Source organism: Rhodococcus sp. UNC363MFTsu5.1, from assembly GCF_000686785.1.
Taxonomy (GTDB): Bacteria; Actinomycetota; Actinomycetes; order Mycobacteriales; family Mycobacteriaceae; genus Rhodococcus_G; species Rhodococcus_G maanshanensis.
On sequence record NZ_JMLO01000002.1, the window covers coordinates 53,288 to 68,666 of the forward strand.

14 protein-coding genes and 2 tRNA genes are annotated in these 15,379 nt (G+C 69.3%); 8 read left to right on the forward strand and 8 right to left on the reverse strand.

What is annotated here, in order from left to right:
• The first annotated feature begins 26 nt into the window (after positions 1 to 26).
• Positions 27 to 1,373, forward strand: coding sequence for a dipeptidase (locus BR31_RS0103845; protein WP_027499804.1), 1,347 nt, complete (start codon positions 27 to 29; stop codon positions 1,371 to 1,373).
• Positions 1,374 to 1,389: 16 nt separating this feature from the next.
• Here the strand turns inward: BR31_RS0103845 and bcp are convergent, their stop codons facing one another.
• Positions 1,390 to 1,863 carry a thioredoxin-dependent thiol peroxidase gene (bcp, locus tag BR31_RS0103850; protein WP_027499805.1) on the reverse strand — a complete coding sequence of 158 codons (474 nt, stop codon included), beginning with the start codon at positions 1,861 to 1,863 and terminating at the stop codon, positions 1,390 to 1,392.
• Between the two features lie 126 nt (positions 1,864 to 1,989).
• Between bcp and BR31_RS0103855 the strand changes: the two genes are divergently transcribed.
• Together BR31_RS0103855 and BR31_RS0103860 are read left to right on the forward strand one after the other, a co-directional pair.
• Positions 1,990 to 2,211 (forward strand): DUF3618 domain-containing protein, encoded by a 222-nt coding sequence (locus BR31_RS0103855; protein ID WP_027499806.1) that lies wholly within the window; start codon positions 1,990 to 1,992, stop codon positions 2,209 to 2,211.
• Between the two features lie 8 nt (positions 2,212 to 2,219).
• Positions 2,220 to 2,705 carry a hypothetical protein gene (locus tag BR31_RS0103860; RefSeq protein ID WP_037175520.1) on the forward strand — a complete coding sequence of 162 codons (486 nt, stop codon included), beginning with the start codon at positions 2,220 to 2,222 and terminating at the stop codon, positions 2,703 to 2,705.
• Between the two features lie 102 nt (positions 2,706 to 2,807).
• On the opposite strand, the gene BR31_RS0103865 is transcribed toward BR31_RS0103860, so the two are convergent.
• Positions 2,808 to 2,880 (reverse strand) — tRNA-Lys (locus tag BR31_RS0103865).
• Between the two features lie 365 nt (positions 2,881 to 3,245).
• Here BR31_RS0103865 and BR31_RS0103875 point away from each other — a divergent pair.
• Entirely contained in the window at positions 3,246 to 4,391 is a 1,146-nt protein-coding gene (locus BR31_RS0103875; protein ID WP_081830308.1) for a L,D-transpeptidase, read from the forward strand.
• A 161-nt stretch (positions 4,392 to 4,552) separates the two neighbouring features.
• Here the strand turns inward: BR31_RS0103875 and BR31_RS0103880 are convergent.
• Both BR31_RS0103880 and orn read right to left on the reverse strand, forming a co-directional pair.
• Positions 4,553 to 4,625 (reverse strand) — tRNA-His (locus tag BR31_RS0103880).
• A gap of 88 nt (positions 4,626 to 4,713) precedes the next feature.
• The gene (gene orn / locus BR31_RS0103885; RefSeq protein WP_027499808.1) at positions 4,714 to 5,313 is read right to left on the reverse strand and encodes an oligoribonuclease; all 600 of its coding nucleotides are present in this window, start codon (positions 5,311 to 5,313) and stop codon (positions 4,714 to 4,716) included.
• 118 nt (positions 5,314 to 5,431) lie between these two features.
• On the opposite strand from orn, the gene BR31_RS0103890 reads away from it, so the two are divergent.
• Positions 5,432 to 7,261 carry a helicase HerA-like domain-containing protein gene (locus BR31_RS0103890; RefSeq protein ID WP_027499809.1) on the forward strand — a complete coding sequence of 610 codons (1,830 nt, stop codon included), beginning with the start codon at positions 5,432 to 5,434 and terminating at the stop codon, positions 7,259 to 7,261.
• Between the two features lie 63 nt (positions 7,262 to 7,324).
• On the opposite strand, the gene BR31_RS0103895 is transcribed toward BR31_RS0103890, so the two are convergent.
• Positions 7,325 to 8,959, reverse strand: coding sequence for an AMP-binding protein (locus BR31_RS0103895; protein ID WP_027499810.1), 1,635 nt, complete (start codon positions 8,957 to 8,959; stop codon positions 7,325 to 7,327).
• Positions 8,960 to 9,120: 161 nt separating this feature from the next.
• On the opposite strand from BR31_RS0103895, the gene sigJ reads away from it, so the two are divergent.
• Together sigJ and BR31_RS0103905 are read left to right on the forward strand one after the other, a co-directional pair.
• Entirely contained in the window at positions 9,121 to 10,062 is a 942-nt protein-coding gene (gene sigJ, locus BR31_RS0103900; RefSeq protein WP_037175585.1) for an RNA polymerase sigma factor SigJ, read from the forward strand.
• 80 nt (positions 10,063 to 10,142) lie between these two features.
• Positions 10,143 to 11,324: an NAD(P)/FAD-dependent oxidoreductase gene (locus BR31_RS0103905; RefSeq protein ID WP_027499812.1), complete on the forward strand. Its 1,182-nt coding sequence runs from the start codon at positions 10,143 to 10,145 to the stop codon at positions 11,322 to 11,324.
• On the opposite strand, the gene lysA is transcribed toward BR31_RS0103905, so the two are convergent.
• Both lysA and BR31_RS0103915 read right to left on the reverse strand, forming a co-directional pair.
• Positions 11,321 to 12,664 (reverse strand): diaminopimelate decarboxylase, encoded by a 1,344-nt coding sequence (gene lysA / locus BR31_RS0103910; protein ID WP_027499813.1) that lies wholly within the window; start codon positions 12,662 to 12,664, stop codon positions 11,321 to 11,323. The genes BR31_RS0103905 and lysA overlap by 4 nt on opposite strands.
• 104 nt (positions 12,665 to 12,768) lie before the next feature.
• Positions 12,769 to 13,791 (reverse strand): beta-ketoacyl-ACP synthase III, encoded by a 1,023-nt coding sequence (locus tag BR31_RS0103915; protein WP_027499814.1) that lies wholly within the window; start codon positions 13,789 to 13,791, stop codon positions 12,769 to 12,771.
• A 241-nt stretch (positions 13,792 to 14,032) separates the two neighbouring features.
• Here BR31_RS0103915 and BR31_RS32095 point away from each other — a divergent pair, with 241 nt between their 5' ends.
• A complete protein-coding gene (locus BR31_RS32095) occupies positions 14,033 to 14,260 on the forward strand; it encodes an RGCVC family protein (protein WP_027499815.1) in 228 nt (75 codons plus the stop codon).
• Between the two features lie 305 nt (positions 14,261 to 14,565).
• Here BR31_RS32095 and cmrA read toward each other — a convergent pair whose 3' ends face one another.
• Positions 14,566 to 15,369, reverse strand: coding sequence for a mycolate reductase (cmrA, locus tag BR31_RS0103930; protein ID WP_027499816.1), 804 nt, complete (start codon positions 15,367 to 15,369; stop codon positions 14,566 to 14,568).
• Positions 15,370 to 15,379: the final 10 nt, after the last annotated feature.

A 15,379-nucleotide genomic window follows, 5' to 3' on the forward strand; every position in this document is an offset into this window, starting at 1 on the left:
CGTCGGTGACAGCCCAGGAGGTGGCTATGCCGGACGAGATTCGCTCCAAGGTGAGGGACCTGATGCCCACGGCACGAACGGAGCTCGCCACGCTGGTGGGCTTCAAGTCGGTGGCCGATCCCCGTCAGTTCCCGCCGCAGGGGTGCACGGACGCGGCGAACTGGGTGCGGGACGCGTTCGTCGCCGCCGGGATCGGCCACGTCGAGCTGATCGAGACCCCGGACGGCTCGAACGCCGTCGTCGGGCATCAGCCGGGGCCCGAGGGCGCTCCGACCGTCCTCCTCTACTGTCACTACGACGTTCAGCCGCCCGGCAACGAGAAGCTCTGGCACACCCCGCCGTTCGAGCTCACCGAACGTGACGGGCGCTGGTACGGGCGCGGTGCCGCGGACTGCAAGGGCAATATCGTGATGCACCTGCTCGCGTTGCGCGCGCTGGGCACGCCGTTCCCTGTCGGCATCCGGGTGGTGGCCGAGGGCTCCGAGGAGATGGGCACCGGCGGTCTCGAGGAGCTGGTGCAACAGCGCCCCGAGCTGTTCCAGGCGGACATGATCCTGGTGGTGGACACCGGCAACGCCGAGGTCGGTGAGCCGACGGCGACGATCACCCTGCGCGGGATGGCGAATGTCATCGTGCACGTCGAGACGATGGCGGGGGAGGTGCACTCCGGGATGTTCGGTGGGCCCGCGCCCGACGCCCTCGCCGCGCTGGTACAGATGCTGGCCACGCTCCGCGACGAGGACGGCAACACGGTTGTCGAGGGCCTGGACTCCGGGCAGCGGTGGGACGGCGCCGAGTACGCCGAGGCGCAGTTCCGTACCGACGCCGGGGTGCTCGACGGGGTTGGTCTGCCCGGTTCGGGCTCGGTCGCGGATTCGGTGTGGGCCAGGCCGGCACTGACGATCCTCGGGATGGACTGCCCGCCGGTCGTGGGATCGGCCGCGGCGATCCAGCCGAGGGCGTCGGCGCGCCTGAACCTGCGGGTGCCGCCCGGGATGGATCCGCAGAAGGCGCAGGATGCGCTGATCGCGCACCTGGAGGCCGCCGCGCCGTGGGGCGCGCGGGTGACGGTCGAGCCGGAGCAGATCGGATCGCCGTTCCGCGCCAGCACGGACGGGCCCGGCTACGCGGCCCTCGCCGAGGCCATGGCCGAGGCCTTCGGGAAGCCGCTCGGCACGGTGGGGCAGGGCGGCTCGATTCCGCTCTGCAACGTCTTCGGGACCATGGTCCCCGGTGCGGAGATCGTGATGCTCGGGGTCGAGGAGCCGCGCTGCCTCATCCATGCCCCCAACGAGAGCGTCGACCCGTCCGAGATCGAGAACCTCGCGGTCGCGGAGGCGCTGTTCCTCGGACGGTTCGCCGCTACCCGTTGACCCGCGGGGCTCGCTGTCAGACGGACAGGTCGCGGCGCAGCTTGGCGACGTGGCCGGTGGCCCGGACGTTGTACTGGGCCACCTCGATCTTGCCCTGCTCGTCGACGAGGAACGTGGAGCGGATCACGCCCTGCACGGTCTTGCCGTACATGGTCTTCTCGCCGAACGCGCCCCAGGCCTTGAGCGTCTCGCGCTCCGGATCCGACAGCAACGGGAAGGTGAGCTCCTCGTTGTCGCGGAACTTGGCCAGCTTGGCGGGCTTGTCGGGGGAGATGCCCACGACGTCGAGGCCCGCGCCGTTCAGCTCGGCCAGGTTGTCGCGGAAGTCGCAGGCCTGCTTGGTGCAGCCCGGGGTGCTGGCCGCCGGGTAGAAGTACACGATCACCTTGCGGCCGCGGTAGTCGGCGAGCGAGACCTCCTTGCCGTCGGCGTCGGGAAGGGTGAAGCCGGGCGCGGTGTCCCCGGCGGCGAGTCTGATGTTCTCGGTCACGCAGTTCAGGTTACTGGCAGCCGTGGCCGTGACATCGGACGTCGGTGGTTCCTCCCTGCGCCCACACGCGCCGCACCGGTACGGTCATGACAAGCAAGGTCGACGATGAGAGAAAGTGGGATTCACGTGCCCAGGGACACCGAGAGCATCGAGCGCGACATCGAGCAGGCGCGCAACCAGCTCGCCAGCACGCTCGACGAACTGAGCGTCCGCACCAACCCGAAGCGACTGGTCGAGAACGCCAAGGCAAGCCTGGTCGCCAAGGTCAACGAGCCGCCGGTCAAGTTCGCCCTGATCGGTGCGGGCGCCTTGGTCGCGGTGCTGGTGCTGCGCAAGATCTTCCGCTGATCGACGCGGTGTCCACCCGATTCCGCACCTTCGAGCGGACCTCGGTCGTCGAGGCGCCGCGCGAGGCCGTCTGGGCGCGGATCGTCACCCCGCAGGGCATCAACGACGAGATGATGCCGCTGCTGCGGATGGCGATGCCCAGGGGTGCACGGGGACTGACGGTGGACACCGTCCAGGTCGGCCGCAAGGTCGGACGATGCCGGCTGTACTTGTTCGGCATCGTCCCGTTCGACCATGACGACCTGATGCTCGCCGAACTGGAGCCGGGTCACCGGTTCTTCGAGCGCTCGACGATGGCCTCGATGCGCGCATGGGAGCACGAGCGGAGCCTGACCGCCGATGGCGCGCACCGGACCCTCCTGCACGACCGCGTGAGTTTCGAGCCGCGCGGTCCGATCGCCGCCATCCCAGGGCTGCCCTGGCTACTGGAGCGGGTCATCGCCCGGTTCTTCGCACACCGGCATCGAAAGTTGCGACGGCACTTCGCGAACTGAGGGTGGGCCCCACCCGGCCCGGCGCTGACTCAACGCAACGACGCTGACCCCGCATGCAACGACAAAGAAGGCCCCGACCGTGACGGTCGGGGCCTTCTCGTGTGCGCCCACAGGGACTCGAACCCCGGACCCAGTGATTAAGAGTCACTTGCTCTACCAACTGAGCTATAGGCGCATTGTCACTCGCTCGGGACTCGCGCCCCGCTCTCTGCGACGTGGAGAACATTAGACGAGCGATCCGAGCGAATGCAAATCAGCCCCCCGTTCGCCCTCGATGGGCTGGTCAGGGCCCTGCGCGCGGTAACGCTCGCGGTCCCGACGGCGATTGGAATGTGAACGTTATTGGGTCCGTCGGCAGGCTGTTGGCTGGCGTGCTGCCGAGCCTGGCATCATGGCAGTTCACAGCTCTGCGCGTCCGGTGTGCGCCCTGTGGCGTCCGGTTGTGGATGTGTGTTTAGTGGCTTCGAGTACACGAGGGTGGGGATCAGGGTGGCGACCATACGGGGAACGCTGAGTGCGGTGGCTATCGCAGCGGCGGCGATGCTCGTGGCGACCGGGTGCACTGTGCAGTTCGGAGACGAGTCCGAGGCGGCGCCCGCAGCGGCAGCCATCGACCTGAACCCGGTGTTCGAGATGATCAAGCCGAAGGTGACCTCGGTCGTCGCGGACGGCGCGGTCGGGCACTCGCCCGGCGAGCCCGTCGCGGTCCGGGTCGCGGACGGCAAGCTGTCGAAGGTCACGCTGCTCGACGAGTCCGGCGACCCGGTGGCAGGCGCCATCGCCCCGGACGGTCAGTCCTGGGTGAACACGCAGCCGTTGAAGTACAACGGCGAATACCGTCTGCAGGCCGACGCTTTCGGGCTCGGCGGCGCGAGCACGACGGTGTCGAGCTTCACCACCAGCTCGCCCGGCAACCTCACCAAGCCGTACGTGATGCCGGGGGACGGGGACGTCGTCGGGATCGGCCAGCCCGTCGCCGTGCAGTTCGACGAGTCGATCCCGGACCGCAAGGCCGCGCAGGACGCCATCACCGTCGTGACCAACCCCCCGGTGCCGGGCGCCTTCTACTGGGTCAACGACCGCGAGGTCCGCTGGCGTCCCGAGAACTACTGGGCCCCTGGCACCGCGGTGACGGTGGACGTCAACGTCTTCGGCCGCAACCTCGGCGGCACCCTGTTCGGCCAGGCGAACGAGCACCGCGAGTTCCGGATCGGCGACTCGATGATCGCGTACGCCGACGACAACACCAAGCAGGTCACCTTCGAGCGCAACGGCCAGGTGGTCATGACGATGCCGACGTCGATGGGCAAGGACAGCTCGCCCACCGACAACGGCGTGTACATCATCGGTGACCGTTTCGAGCACCTGATCATGGACTCGTCGACGTACGGCGTCCCGGTGAACTCCCCGCAGGGTTACAAGACTCCCGTCGACTACGCGACCCGAATGTCGTACAGCGGCATCTTCTTCCACTCTGCGCCGTGGTCGGTGGGGGACCAGGGCTCGGCCAACGTCAGCCACGGCTGCCTGAACCTCAGTCCGGCCAATGCCAGGTGGGTGTTCGAGAACACCAAGCGCGGCGACCTGGCGGTCGTGAAGAACACCGTGGGCGGCACGCTCTCCGGCACGGACGGCCTCGGTGACTGGAACATCCCGTGGGCGACCTGGAAGGCCGGCAACGCCTGATCACGCGGCCGTAGCGAGGGCCCCGCACCCACACCAGGGTGGCGGGGCCCTTTGCTTCGTGCGGACCGGTCAGCCGGGTCAGGGGAGTTTCTGCATGCCCCGGAGCATGCCTACGGAAACGGAAAACGCCCCCCGACCGGAGTCGGGGGGCGTTCTCTTCGGGTGACTGACGGGACTCGAACCCGCGACAGCCAGGATCACAACCTGGTGCTCTACCAACTGAACTACAGTCACCATTGCCGTCAGGTTTCACCCTCGCGGGCTGCTCCGTATCGGCGTGCACGATATTAGCCTGACTCGTCGCCGGAATGCCAATCGATACCTATTCGGCGATCAGATCCTCGACGACCGCGGCGATATCGCCGGTAGACGGGCCGGGATCCGCGACGAACGCGGTCCGGCGGTAGTACTTGAGTTCGCGGATGGATTCCTGGATGTCCGCCAGCGCCCGGTGCGCGAGCCCCTTCTCCGGCTGACCGAAGTAGATCCGGGGATACCAGCGGCGGCACAGCTCCTTGATCGAGCTGACGTCGATCATCCGGTAGTGCAGGTATTCGTCGAGCGCGGGCATGTCCCTGGCGAGGAAACCGCGGTCGGTGGCGATCGAGTTGCCCGCCAGCGGGGCGGTGCCCGCGGTGGGGATGTGCTCGCGGATGTAGGCGAGCACCTGCTGCTCGGCCTCCTCGAGCGTCACCGTTGACCGGCGCACCTCCTCCGTCAGCCCGGAGCGCTCGTGCATCTCCTTGACCACGTCGGGCATGTCGGCCAGCGCGGCGTCGTCGGCGTGGATGACGATGTCCACACCGTCTCCGAGCACGTTCAGATCGCTGTCGGTGACCAGCGCGGCCACCTCGATCAGCTTGTCCGTGCCGAGCCGCAGTCCGGTCATTTCGCAATCGATCCACACAAGTTTGTCCTGCACCAGGAACACAGTAGTCAGCCGATGGTCGGGTTAAGGTCAACTGGTCGCTTCGCGGGCCCACTCGGCTGGGCGGCGGCGGACACATCCGAAGACGTTTGTCGCTCCGAGGAGGGCATGAATGACGGTGGATCCAACCTCATCCGGCGAATCCGCACCACAGGTGGACTCGGTATCGCTCGAGGAGAAGGCCAAGGCGGCCAAGGCCGCCGCCGAGGAGGCCGCCCGCGTCGCGGCGGAGGCGCTGGCGGCGGCGCAGGCCGCGGAGCAGGCAGCGGCCGAGGCCGCGCGGATCCAGGCGGCGAAGACGCCGGCCAAGCCGGCGCCGGTCGACGGCGCTCCTGCCGAGGCTCCTGCGGTTGACGCCGCTCCCGCTGCGGCCGAGTCCGTGCCTGCACCGAATCCGGCGGCGCAGGAGATCGCCGCGGGCTATGCGTTCGAGGGCGCGGCGCTGGAGCTGGGCACGGTGATCATCGACGACGTCGTGGATCCCGCTGCGCGCGTCCGGATCCCGCTCGCCACGATCAACAGGCACGGACTGGTGGCGGGTGCGACCGGCACCGGCAAGACGAAGACGCTGCAGGGCATCTGTGAGCAGCTCTCGGCCGCGGGCGTGCCCGTGGTGATGGCCGACGTCAAGGGCGACGTGTCCGGGCTCTCCGCGCCCGGCGAGTCGAGCGAGAAGATGGTCGCGCGGGCCGTCTCGACCGGCATCTCGGACTGGGCGCCGACCGGGTTCCCCGTCGAGTTCCTCTCGCTCGGCACCGAGGGCATCGGCATCCCGGTGCGCGCCACCATCACCAGCTTCGGGCCGATCCTGCTGAGCAAGGTGTTGGGGCTCAACGAAACCCAGGAGTCCACGCTCGGGCTGATCTTCCACTGGGCGGACACCCAGGGCCTCGCACTGCTCGACCTCAAGGACCTGCGCTCGGTCATCGCGCACCTGACCTCTGACGAGGGCAAGGCCGACCTCAAGGGCATCGGCGGCGTCTCCTCGGCGACCGCGGGCGTGATCCTGCGCGCGCTGGTCAACCTGGAGGCGGACGGCGGCGACACCTTCTTCGGCGAGCCGGAACTCGAGACCGAGGACCTGCTGCGGGTGGGCCCGGACGGCAAGGGCGTCATCACGCTCTTCGAGCTGGGTGCGCAGGCGGCCCGGCCGGTGATGTTCTCCACCTTCCTGATGTGGGTGCTCGCCGATCTGTTCCAGACGCTGCCCGAGGTCGGCGACGTGGACAAGCCGAAGCTCGTCTTCATCTTCGACGAGGCGCATCTGCTGTTCGCGGACGCGTCGAAGGCGTTCCTGCAGCAGGTGGAGCAGACCGTCAAGCTGATTCGCTCGAAGGGCGTCGGTGTCTTCTTCTGCACCCAGCTGCCAACGGACGTTCCCAACAACGTGCTCTCGCAGCTCGGTGCCCGGATCCAGCACGCGCTGCGCGCCTTCACCCCGGACGATCAGAAGGCGCTGAACAAGACGGTTCGCACCTACCCGAAGACGGAGCACTACGACCTGGAGAAGGCGCTGACCTCGCTGGGCATCGGTGAGGCGGTGGTGACCGTGCTGTCGGAGAAGGGCGCGCCGACGCCGGTGGCCTGGGCGAAGATCCCGCCGCCGCGTTCGCTGATGGACACCATCGGCGAGCCGGCGATCAGGGCGGCGGCCGCCGCGAGCCCGCTGCACGCGAAGTACGGCCAGACCATCGACAGGGAATCCGCCTACGAGAAGCTGACGGCCAGCGTGTCCGGCGCGCCGAACGCGGACGGTATCGACCTGCCGCCCGCACTGCCGGACCTGCCCGACCTGCCGCCCCCGCCGCCGGACGAGCCGAGCGCCGTGGAACGGATCATGGAGAACCAGGCGGTCAAGAGCTTCCTGCGCTCGGCGGCCACCGTCGCCGGCCGCGAGATCTCGCGCTCGATCTTCGGCACCGGCCGCCGCCGCAAGCGCTGACGCACCCGTGAGTCCTTTTGGCCCGTCTAGGGGCCAAAAGGACTCACGGGCGGCGGAGCCGCCTCAGGCCTTGGGGAGCAGGCGGGGGACCACCTTGCCCGCCGGGTTGCGGGGGAGTTCGTCGAGGAACGCGACCTCGCGCGGGACGCAGTGCCTGGCCAGGTGCGCCTTCACGTGCGACTTGATCCCGTCCTCGGTCAGGCCCGCGCCGTCGGGGTCGTCGGTGCGCACCACGTAGGCCGCCAGCCGCGCGCCGAACTCCGGATCGTCGATGCCGACGACCGCGTTCTCCAGCACCCCTGGCAGCTCGCTGAGCAGGTTCTCGACCTCACGGGGGTAGACGTTCTCGCCGCCCGAGACGATCATGTCGTCGCTGCGGCCGTCGAGGAACAGCAGGCCGCTCGGGTCGAAATGCCCGAGGTCGCCGGTGGACATCAGTCCGCCGCTGGTCTCCTTCTCGCTCCCGCTGCGGGTGTAGCCCTCGAACAGCATCCCGTTGCCGACGAACACGCGGCCGACGGTGCCGTGCGGCACCTCGTTGCCGCGATCGTCGAGGATCCGCACGACGGTCCCGAGCGGGGGACGACCGGCGGTGGTGGGGTGCGCACGCAGCTCGTGCGGTTGCGCGATCGACGCCCAGCTCACCTCGGTGGAGCCGTAGAAGTTGTACAGCACGGACCCGAACACCTCGAAGGTCTTGTGCACCACCCCGGTCGGGATCGCCGAGCCGCTGGCCGCGATCACCCGCAGCGTGGCGAGATCGGCGTCCCGATCGTCTGCGGGCAGGTCGGTGATCCGCTGCAACATCGTCGGCACCACCCACAGCGCGGCGGCGCGGTGCTCAGCGATCTGGGCGACGGTGGCTGCCGGGTCGAACCGGCGGGCGAGCACCATGGTCGAGCGCAGGGCCAGGCCCACCTGGGCGGCGGCCAGGCCCCAGGTGTGGAAGATCGGCGATGCGACGATGGTGGTCTCGGCACTGCGCAGGGGGAGCCGGGACAGCAGCGCGGACGCGGGCATCCAGCTGCGCGGTTCCGGCCGGTTGGCGCCCTTCGGGGTGCCCGTCGTGCCGGAGGTGAGGACGACGATCCGGCCGCGCCTCGGGCGGCGGGCCAGCGGCGCGGTGCTCCGCCGCCCGCCTGCGAGCAGATCCTCGAAGCCAACCCGGTCCGTGTCAGCGGGAGCCTCCGCGGGTTCCGCGTCGGCAAAGACCGCGACATTCGGGGCGGTGTCCGTCAGCAGCGGGGTGAACTCGGAGTCGACCAGCAGCCAGTCGATCTTCTGCTCCGCCAGCACCTCGGCGAGCTGGGTGGTCGACGCCCCGGTGTTCAGCAGCACCAGGTCGGTGCCGAGCCGGGCGGACGCGCCCATCGCGATCAGGAAGCCGCGGTGATTGCGGGCCAGGATGCCGATCCGTCCGCGTTCGCGCAGCCCACGCTCGTGCAGCGCGGCGGCGAGTGCGCGAGCGTCCTCGTCGAGCTGCCGGTAGCTGATCGGCCCGCGGTCGTCGATGACGGCGATGCGGTCGCCGTCGCGGCGTGCGGCCACCGCGAGCAGGCCACCCGCGGTGAAGTCCCACTGGAACCAGGCGGAGACGACGCCTGCGAGCCTGCTCGGGCCCATCGGGCCGACGATGCCTGCCTTGGTGACGGGGACGAGTCCCTTGAGTAGGTCGGTTGCTCCGGTAACGCTGGGCATCTCGGCGGGTCCTCCTGGCTCTTGGGTGTATGGCGGCGGCCACAGCCCCCCGGTAACTTACTCGGCGGTAAGGATCATGCCAATGGGTACCCGACGGCTCGCGCCGGTGATCGATGACCGGCGGGTGGACACCGGCTGGGGGCATGGCCGACCATGGGGCGATGACGCTCAGTGCCGATGAGGCCGATCTGTTCGAGGGCTTCAGGGGTCGCCTGGAGGCGATCGCCTACCGGATGCTGGGGTCCGCAGGGGATGCCGAGGACGCGGTGCAGGATGTGTTCCTGCGCTGGCATGCCGCGGACCGGGAGTGGATCGAGGCGCCCGAGGCCTGGCTGACGAAGGTGCTGACCAATCACTGCCTCAATCAGCTCACCTCGGCGCGGGCCAGGCGGGAAACCTATGTGGGGCAGTGGCTTCCGGAGCCGGTCCTGGGCGGGGACCGGATGCTCGGTCCGGCCGACACCGCGGAGCAGCGCGAGTCGGTCTCGCTCGCGATGCTCACGCTCATGGAGCGGCTCTCGCCCAACGAGCGCGTGGTCTACGTGCTGCGCGAGGCGTTCGGCTACCCGCATCGCGAGATCGCCGAGATCCTCGACCTCAGCGAGTCGAACTGTCAGCAGATCTACCGGCGGGCCAAGCAGCACGTCGCCGGGGGTGCCCGCACCACGGTCGACGCGGTCGCCGCGCGGCGGATCGTCGAGGAATTCCTCGCCGCGGTCCTCAGCGGCGACACCGACCCGCTGATCCGTCTGCTCGCCGACGACGCGGTCGCCGTCGCCGACGGCGGAGGCCGGATCCCGGCCCGCAAGACGCCGGTCCTCGGTGCGTTCGACATCGCGCGCTACCTGAGCCATGTGTTCCACCTGACCGATGCCAAGCGTCGCTACGTCGGTGGCGATCCGGTGTTCTACGCCTGCACGGTCAACGGTGGTCCCGGCGTGCTGGCGCAGGTCGGTGAGCGGGTCATCGCCGTCCTCGACCTCGAGGCGACGCAGGACGGCATCGCAGCGGTCCACATCCAGGTCAACCCCGAGAAGTTGGTTCGCATCACCCGCCTGTGGGCGGCCGAGGGCCCGCACAGCCCCCTCGATGTGACATGGTGACCCACATCACACTCGCTTCGTGTCAGGGATCGCGCGCCTGTCCGGTTCAGGAGGTGAGTCCACACCGATAGGAGCGAGCCATGAAGCACCGCATTGTCGTCCTCGGAGCCGGGTACGCCGGGGCCACCGCCGCCGGTCGTCTTGCGAAGCGGCTGCACCGCGACGACGTCCAGATCACCCTCGTCAACGCCGATCCCGAGTTCGTCGAACGGGTGCGTATGCACCAGCTCGCGAGCGGCCAGGATCTGCGCCCCCGCCCGCTGCGCGAGTTCTTCGCGGGCACCGGTGTGCAGGTCAGGATCGCGCGGGTCGCCGCGGTCGACGTCGATCGCAAGACCGTCGATCTCGGCGGCGACGAGACCCTCGGCTACGACAGCCTCGTCTACGCCCTCGGGAGCACCGGCGCCGACCACGGCGTCCCCGGCGTCGCCGAGTACGCGCACAGCGTCGCGGGAAAACAGGCCGCGTTGCGGCTGCGGGCGCGGCTGAGCGAACTGGCGCCTGGTGCAACGGTTGTGGTCGTCGGAGGCGGCCTGACCGGCATCGAAGCCTCCACCGAGATCGCCGAGACCCGACCGGATCTCGCGGTCTCGATCGTCGCCCGAGGAGGCGTCGGCGACTGGCTGAGCGAGAAGGCCCAGCGCCATCTGCGCGGTACCTTCGACCGGCTCGGTATCACGGTCCACGAGCGCGTCGACGTCACGCGGGTCACCGCGAGCGCCGTGATCGACGGCGCCGCAAGGGAGATCCCGGCCGAGCTGACCGTGTGGACCGCGGGCTTCGCCGTGCACCCGATCGCGGCCGCCACCACGCTGACGGTGTCCGATACCGGGCGGATCGTCGTCGACGCCAGCATGCGCTCGGTCTCGCACCCCGATGTGTACGCCGTCGGCGACGCCGCGCTCGCCGAGGGTGCGGGCGGCCGACCGCTGCGGATGTCCTGTGCCTCGGGCGGACCGATGGCATGGCAGGCCGCGGATGCCCTCGCCGCACGTCTGACCGGTCGCGAGGTTCCCGAGACCACGATCGGTTACAACTTCCAGTGCATCAGCCTGGGGCGCCGTGATGGGATCATCCAGGCCGTGACCCCCGACGATCAGGCCAAGTCCAGCGCTGTCACGGGCAGGGCAGCCGCGCGCATCAAGGAGTTCGTCTGCGCAGGTGCGGCATGGAGCGTCGGTCACCCGACGGTGCTGATGCCGAGCCGCCGCAGGCACCTACAGGCAACCGGCGAAGTGGAGACCGACCTCGTCACCCCCTAGAGCGAGGATTCCCTTCGGAGCAGGTCGTCGATGGTCTCGCGACGGATCAGTTCGCGGGCCGAGCCGTTGCACACCGCGATAATCGGCGGCCTGCCCACGGAGTTGTAGCTGGACGCGAGGCCGTGGTGGTAGGCGCCCGTGCCGGGGATCGCCAGCACATCGCCGGGCCGCACGTCCGCGGGCAGCGGCACGTCGACCGCCAGTTCGTCACCCGATTCGCAATGCCGTCCCGCGACGGTGACCGGGACCTGGGCGCCCACCGGATGCCGGTTGGCAAGGGCGACGCTGTACCTGGCCGCGTAGAGGCAGACGCGGGGGTTGTCGCTCATGCCGCCGTCGACGCAGACGAAGGTGCGACCGCCCTCGATGTGCTTGACGGACACGACCCGGTACACCGTCACCCCCGACCTGGCGACGATGGCACGGCCCGGTTCGAGGGTGATCTTCGGCCGCGGGAACCGGTGCCGCGCGCACGCCTCGTCGAGCGCGTCCTCGACGGTCGAGGCAAGCTGGGTGAGGTCCAGTGGCACGTCGTCGAACCCGTACGAGACCGCATGGCCGCCACCGAGATTGAGCTCGGTCAGGATCAGTCCGTGATCGTGGTACACCTGCGCCATCTGGGCGATCATCCGGTGCACCGCGGCGCCGAAGTGCTCGGGATCGGTGATCTGCGATCCCAGGTGGCAGTGCAGCCCGATCAGGTTCAGGTGTGGCTGGTCGAGCACCCGCTTGATCGCGGCATCCGCCTGGCCGTGGTCGATGGGGAACCCGAATTTCTGGTCCGCGATGCCGGTTCGGACCGCGCGGTGACCGTGCACGTCGATGTCCGGGGTCACGCGGACCAGGACGTCCTGCTTGTGGTCGAGCGACGAGCCGAGGACCACGATCTCGGTGTAGGAGTCGATGACGATGCGGCCGACGCCCGCGTCGATCGCGGCGGTGAGTTCGGCGGGGGTCTTGGCGTTGCCGTGCATGATGATTCGGCGCGGGTCGACGCCCGCAGACAGGGCGATGGTCAGTTCCCCTGCCGAGCACACGTCAAGGGCCAGCCCCTCCTGGCTCACCCAGGAGGCGAGCGCCCGGGTCATCAGCGCCTTTCCGGCGTACGCGATCTCGGCCTCGGGGAAGATCTCGAGGTAGGTGCGACAGCGGTGCCGGACGTCCAGTTCGTCGATCACGTAGCTCGGTGTGCCGTACTGGTCGGCGACATCGGACAGCGCGACGCCGCCGACGGTGATCCGTCCGTGCTCGTCGTGGTGGGTGTTGATCGGCCACACCGCGGGATCGAGCCGCGGGGACATGGCCGAGCGGAGCGACGGGAAGATGTCGAGAAGGGTCACCGGGTTCTCCTAGGGGTGATGGTTCACCCTCCGGAGTACTCGCGTTCCGGCGCCTTGCCGCGGCCCCTGACGCGACCTTGACGCCGATCGATCGTGGCTTGACGTCATGCTGACGAATCGAACCTCGCGGGCAGCCTGACCACCTGTGCGGCGTAGGACAGCCCGGCCCCGAACGCGATCAGCAGCGCAGTGCCGCCGGCGGGGGCCTCGCCCGACCGGAGCAGCGTGTCCATCGCCAGGGGGACCGAGGCCGCCGACGTGTTGCCGGCGTCGACGATGTCGCGCGCGACCGCGGCGTCGGGCGAGAGCGCCAGCCGCTTGGCGATGATGTCGGTAATCCGGAGGTTCGCCTGGTGTGGGATGAAGGCGTCCAGCTGCTCGGGTGCGACGCCCGCGCGGTCCAACGCGGCCCCTGCCACCTTCTCCATCTCGAATGCCGCCCAACGGAACACTGCCCTTCCGTCGAACTTGACGGTCGGCCGCGGCCCGGTCGGATCGTCGCGGTAGACATCCCAGGACGGGGCCTGGCAGATCGCGTTCGACTGCGACCCGTCCGAGCCCCACTCGACCGGTCCGATCCCGGGGCTCTGCGACGGTCCCACCACCACTGCCCCCGCGCCGTCGGCGAAGATGAACGCGGTTGTCCTGTCGGTCATGTCGAGGCACTCGCTCATCCGCTCGACGCCGATGACCAGGACGTGCTCCGCGCTGCCGCCCCTGACCATGTCGGAGGCGACGGCCAGGGCATGGCAGAAGCCGGCGCACCCGGCCGAGACGTCGAACGCGGCGCCGTAGATGCCGAGTCGGTGGGCGATCTGCGGGGCGACGGCGGGGGACTGGTAGAGGTAGGTCGACGTCGCGACGATCACGCAGCCGATCTGCTCGGCCGCCACCCCGGACGACGCCAGCGCCCGGTGTCCCGCCGCGACGGACATCTCGAGGATCGATTCCTCCGGCCCGGCGAACCGCCTGGTCTTGATCCCGGAGCGGGTCTGGATCCACTCGTCGGTGGAGTCGATGCTCCGGCAGATCTCGGCGTTGTCGACGACGCGGGACGGGCGGTACACCCCCAGCCCGACGATCGCGCTGTGCGGTGAACCGGTGGTGGCGGTGATCGGGGCGGCCATCGTTCATCTCCTGAGGCGGCGGATGTTGCTTGCCGCTCCAGCGTCGGTCCTGGCCGGGCCCGACGATAGGCACCCTAGGGGGCGCCGATCGCCCCCTAGGTGTCGAGATGGGTCCGAAGGGGCAGGCGGGGAAGAGTAGCGTCGTGGATGTCGAGGGCAATTCGAATATGCGCGGTCAAGCCATGTCGTCCTCGGCGCCCAACCGGTCCGCAGGCGAAGGGCCGAGAACTGGAGCGCCGCCATGGCGTCGAACCCGACCGATGTGTCGAATCCTCAAGCAGATTCCGCGTCTCCCGGCCCTGCTCAGGCGCTGGAATCGTCGCCCTCCTGCCCGGTGTGCCCGCACAGCCTGGAGTCCCACGATGCGCTCGGTACTCGGTTCTGCGCCGCGACCTCGGACCGACACCTCGACCGGAAGTGCATCTGCGCCGGTGAACAGGTGATCGGACATCATTACACCCGGTACTGAACAGGCCGCCTGCCCCTTGCCGCCCATGTGCAACGACCGGATTCGGCTCGCGGGTATCGAGCCGAATTCGGTCGCGCGCTCACCAACCGGAGCCGGAACCTCCCGATCCGGTGTTGGCGAGGATGGTGCCGATGACCATCTGTGCGATTCCGGCGACAGAACCAACAAATTCCACGGTGTCCTCCGACTTTCGTCATCGCCGATTGTCCGGCGTAGTCGTGAACTTAGCCGAACTATCTTCTGAGGGCGGTGTGTTTCCGGAGTTCTCGGCGCAGGGTGGAAGGAGAGCCGGCCGTGGTGGGCCGCTAGCCCCCCAGCTTCTTGTAGAACGTGCCCACGATCGGGGCGACCACCGCGCGCGGGCTGTACTGGCCCGCCACCGACATGCCCTTGCTCAGGATTCCCGGCACCACGCGCATCTTGTTCTTCGCGAGGGAGTCCAGCGACAGCTTGGCGGTGTACTCGCTGGAGATCCAGAAGAAATCGGGGACCAGCTTGTCGACGATGGACGCCTCCGCCGGGTCCGGGATCTCCGTGCGCACCGGGCCGGGGGCCAGCAGGGTGACGTGCACGCCGGTGCCGGTGAGCTCGCCGCGCAGCGACTCCGAGAAGGTGTTCACGAACGCCTTGGTGGCCGCGTAGGTGGCGTTGTTCGGGATCGGCATGTTGCCCGCCGCCGATCCGACCATCAGGATGCCGCCGGAGTCGCGCGCGAGCATTCCGGGCAGCACGGCCAGCGTGAGGTCGTGCACGGCAACGGCATTGAGCTCGACCTGGGCCCGCTCGTAGGCGGGGTCCAGTTCGGACACCGGGCCGAACGTGGCGATCCCGGCGTTGTTGCACAGGATGCTGATCGGGCGCTCGGCGAGCTCGTCGACCAGGGCGCCGCGCTGGTCTCGATCGGACAGGTCGACCGCGCGGACCTCGACCTCGACGCCGTGCGCCGCGGTCAGTTTTGCCGCCAGCGCCTCGAGCAGGTCGCCGCGGCGGGCCACCAGGATCAGCGAGTAGCCGCGCGCGGCCAGGTCGGTGGCCAGCGCCTCGCCGATGCCGGAGGAGGCGCCGGTCACGACCGCGCGGGAGTCAGGGGTGGGGGTAGGCAGGCTCACGGGCTCAGGC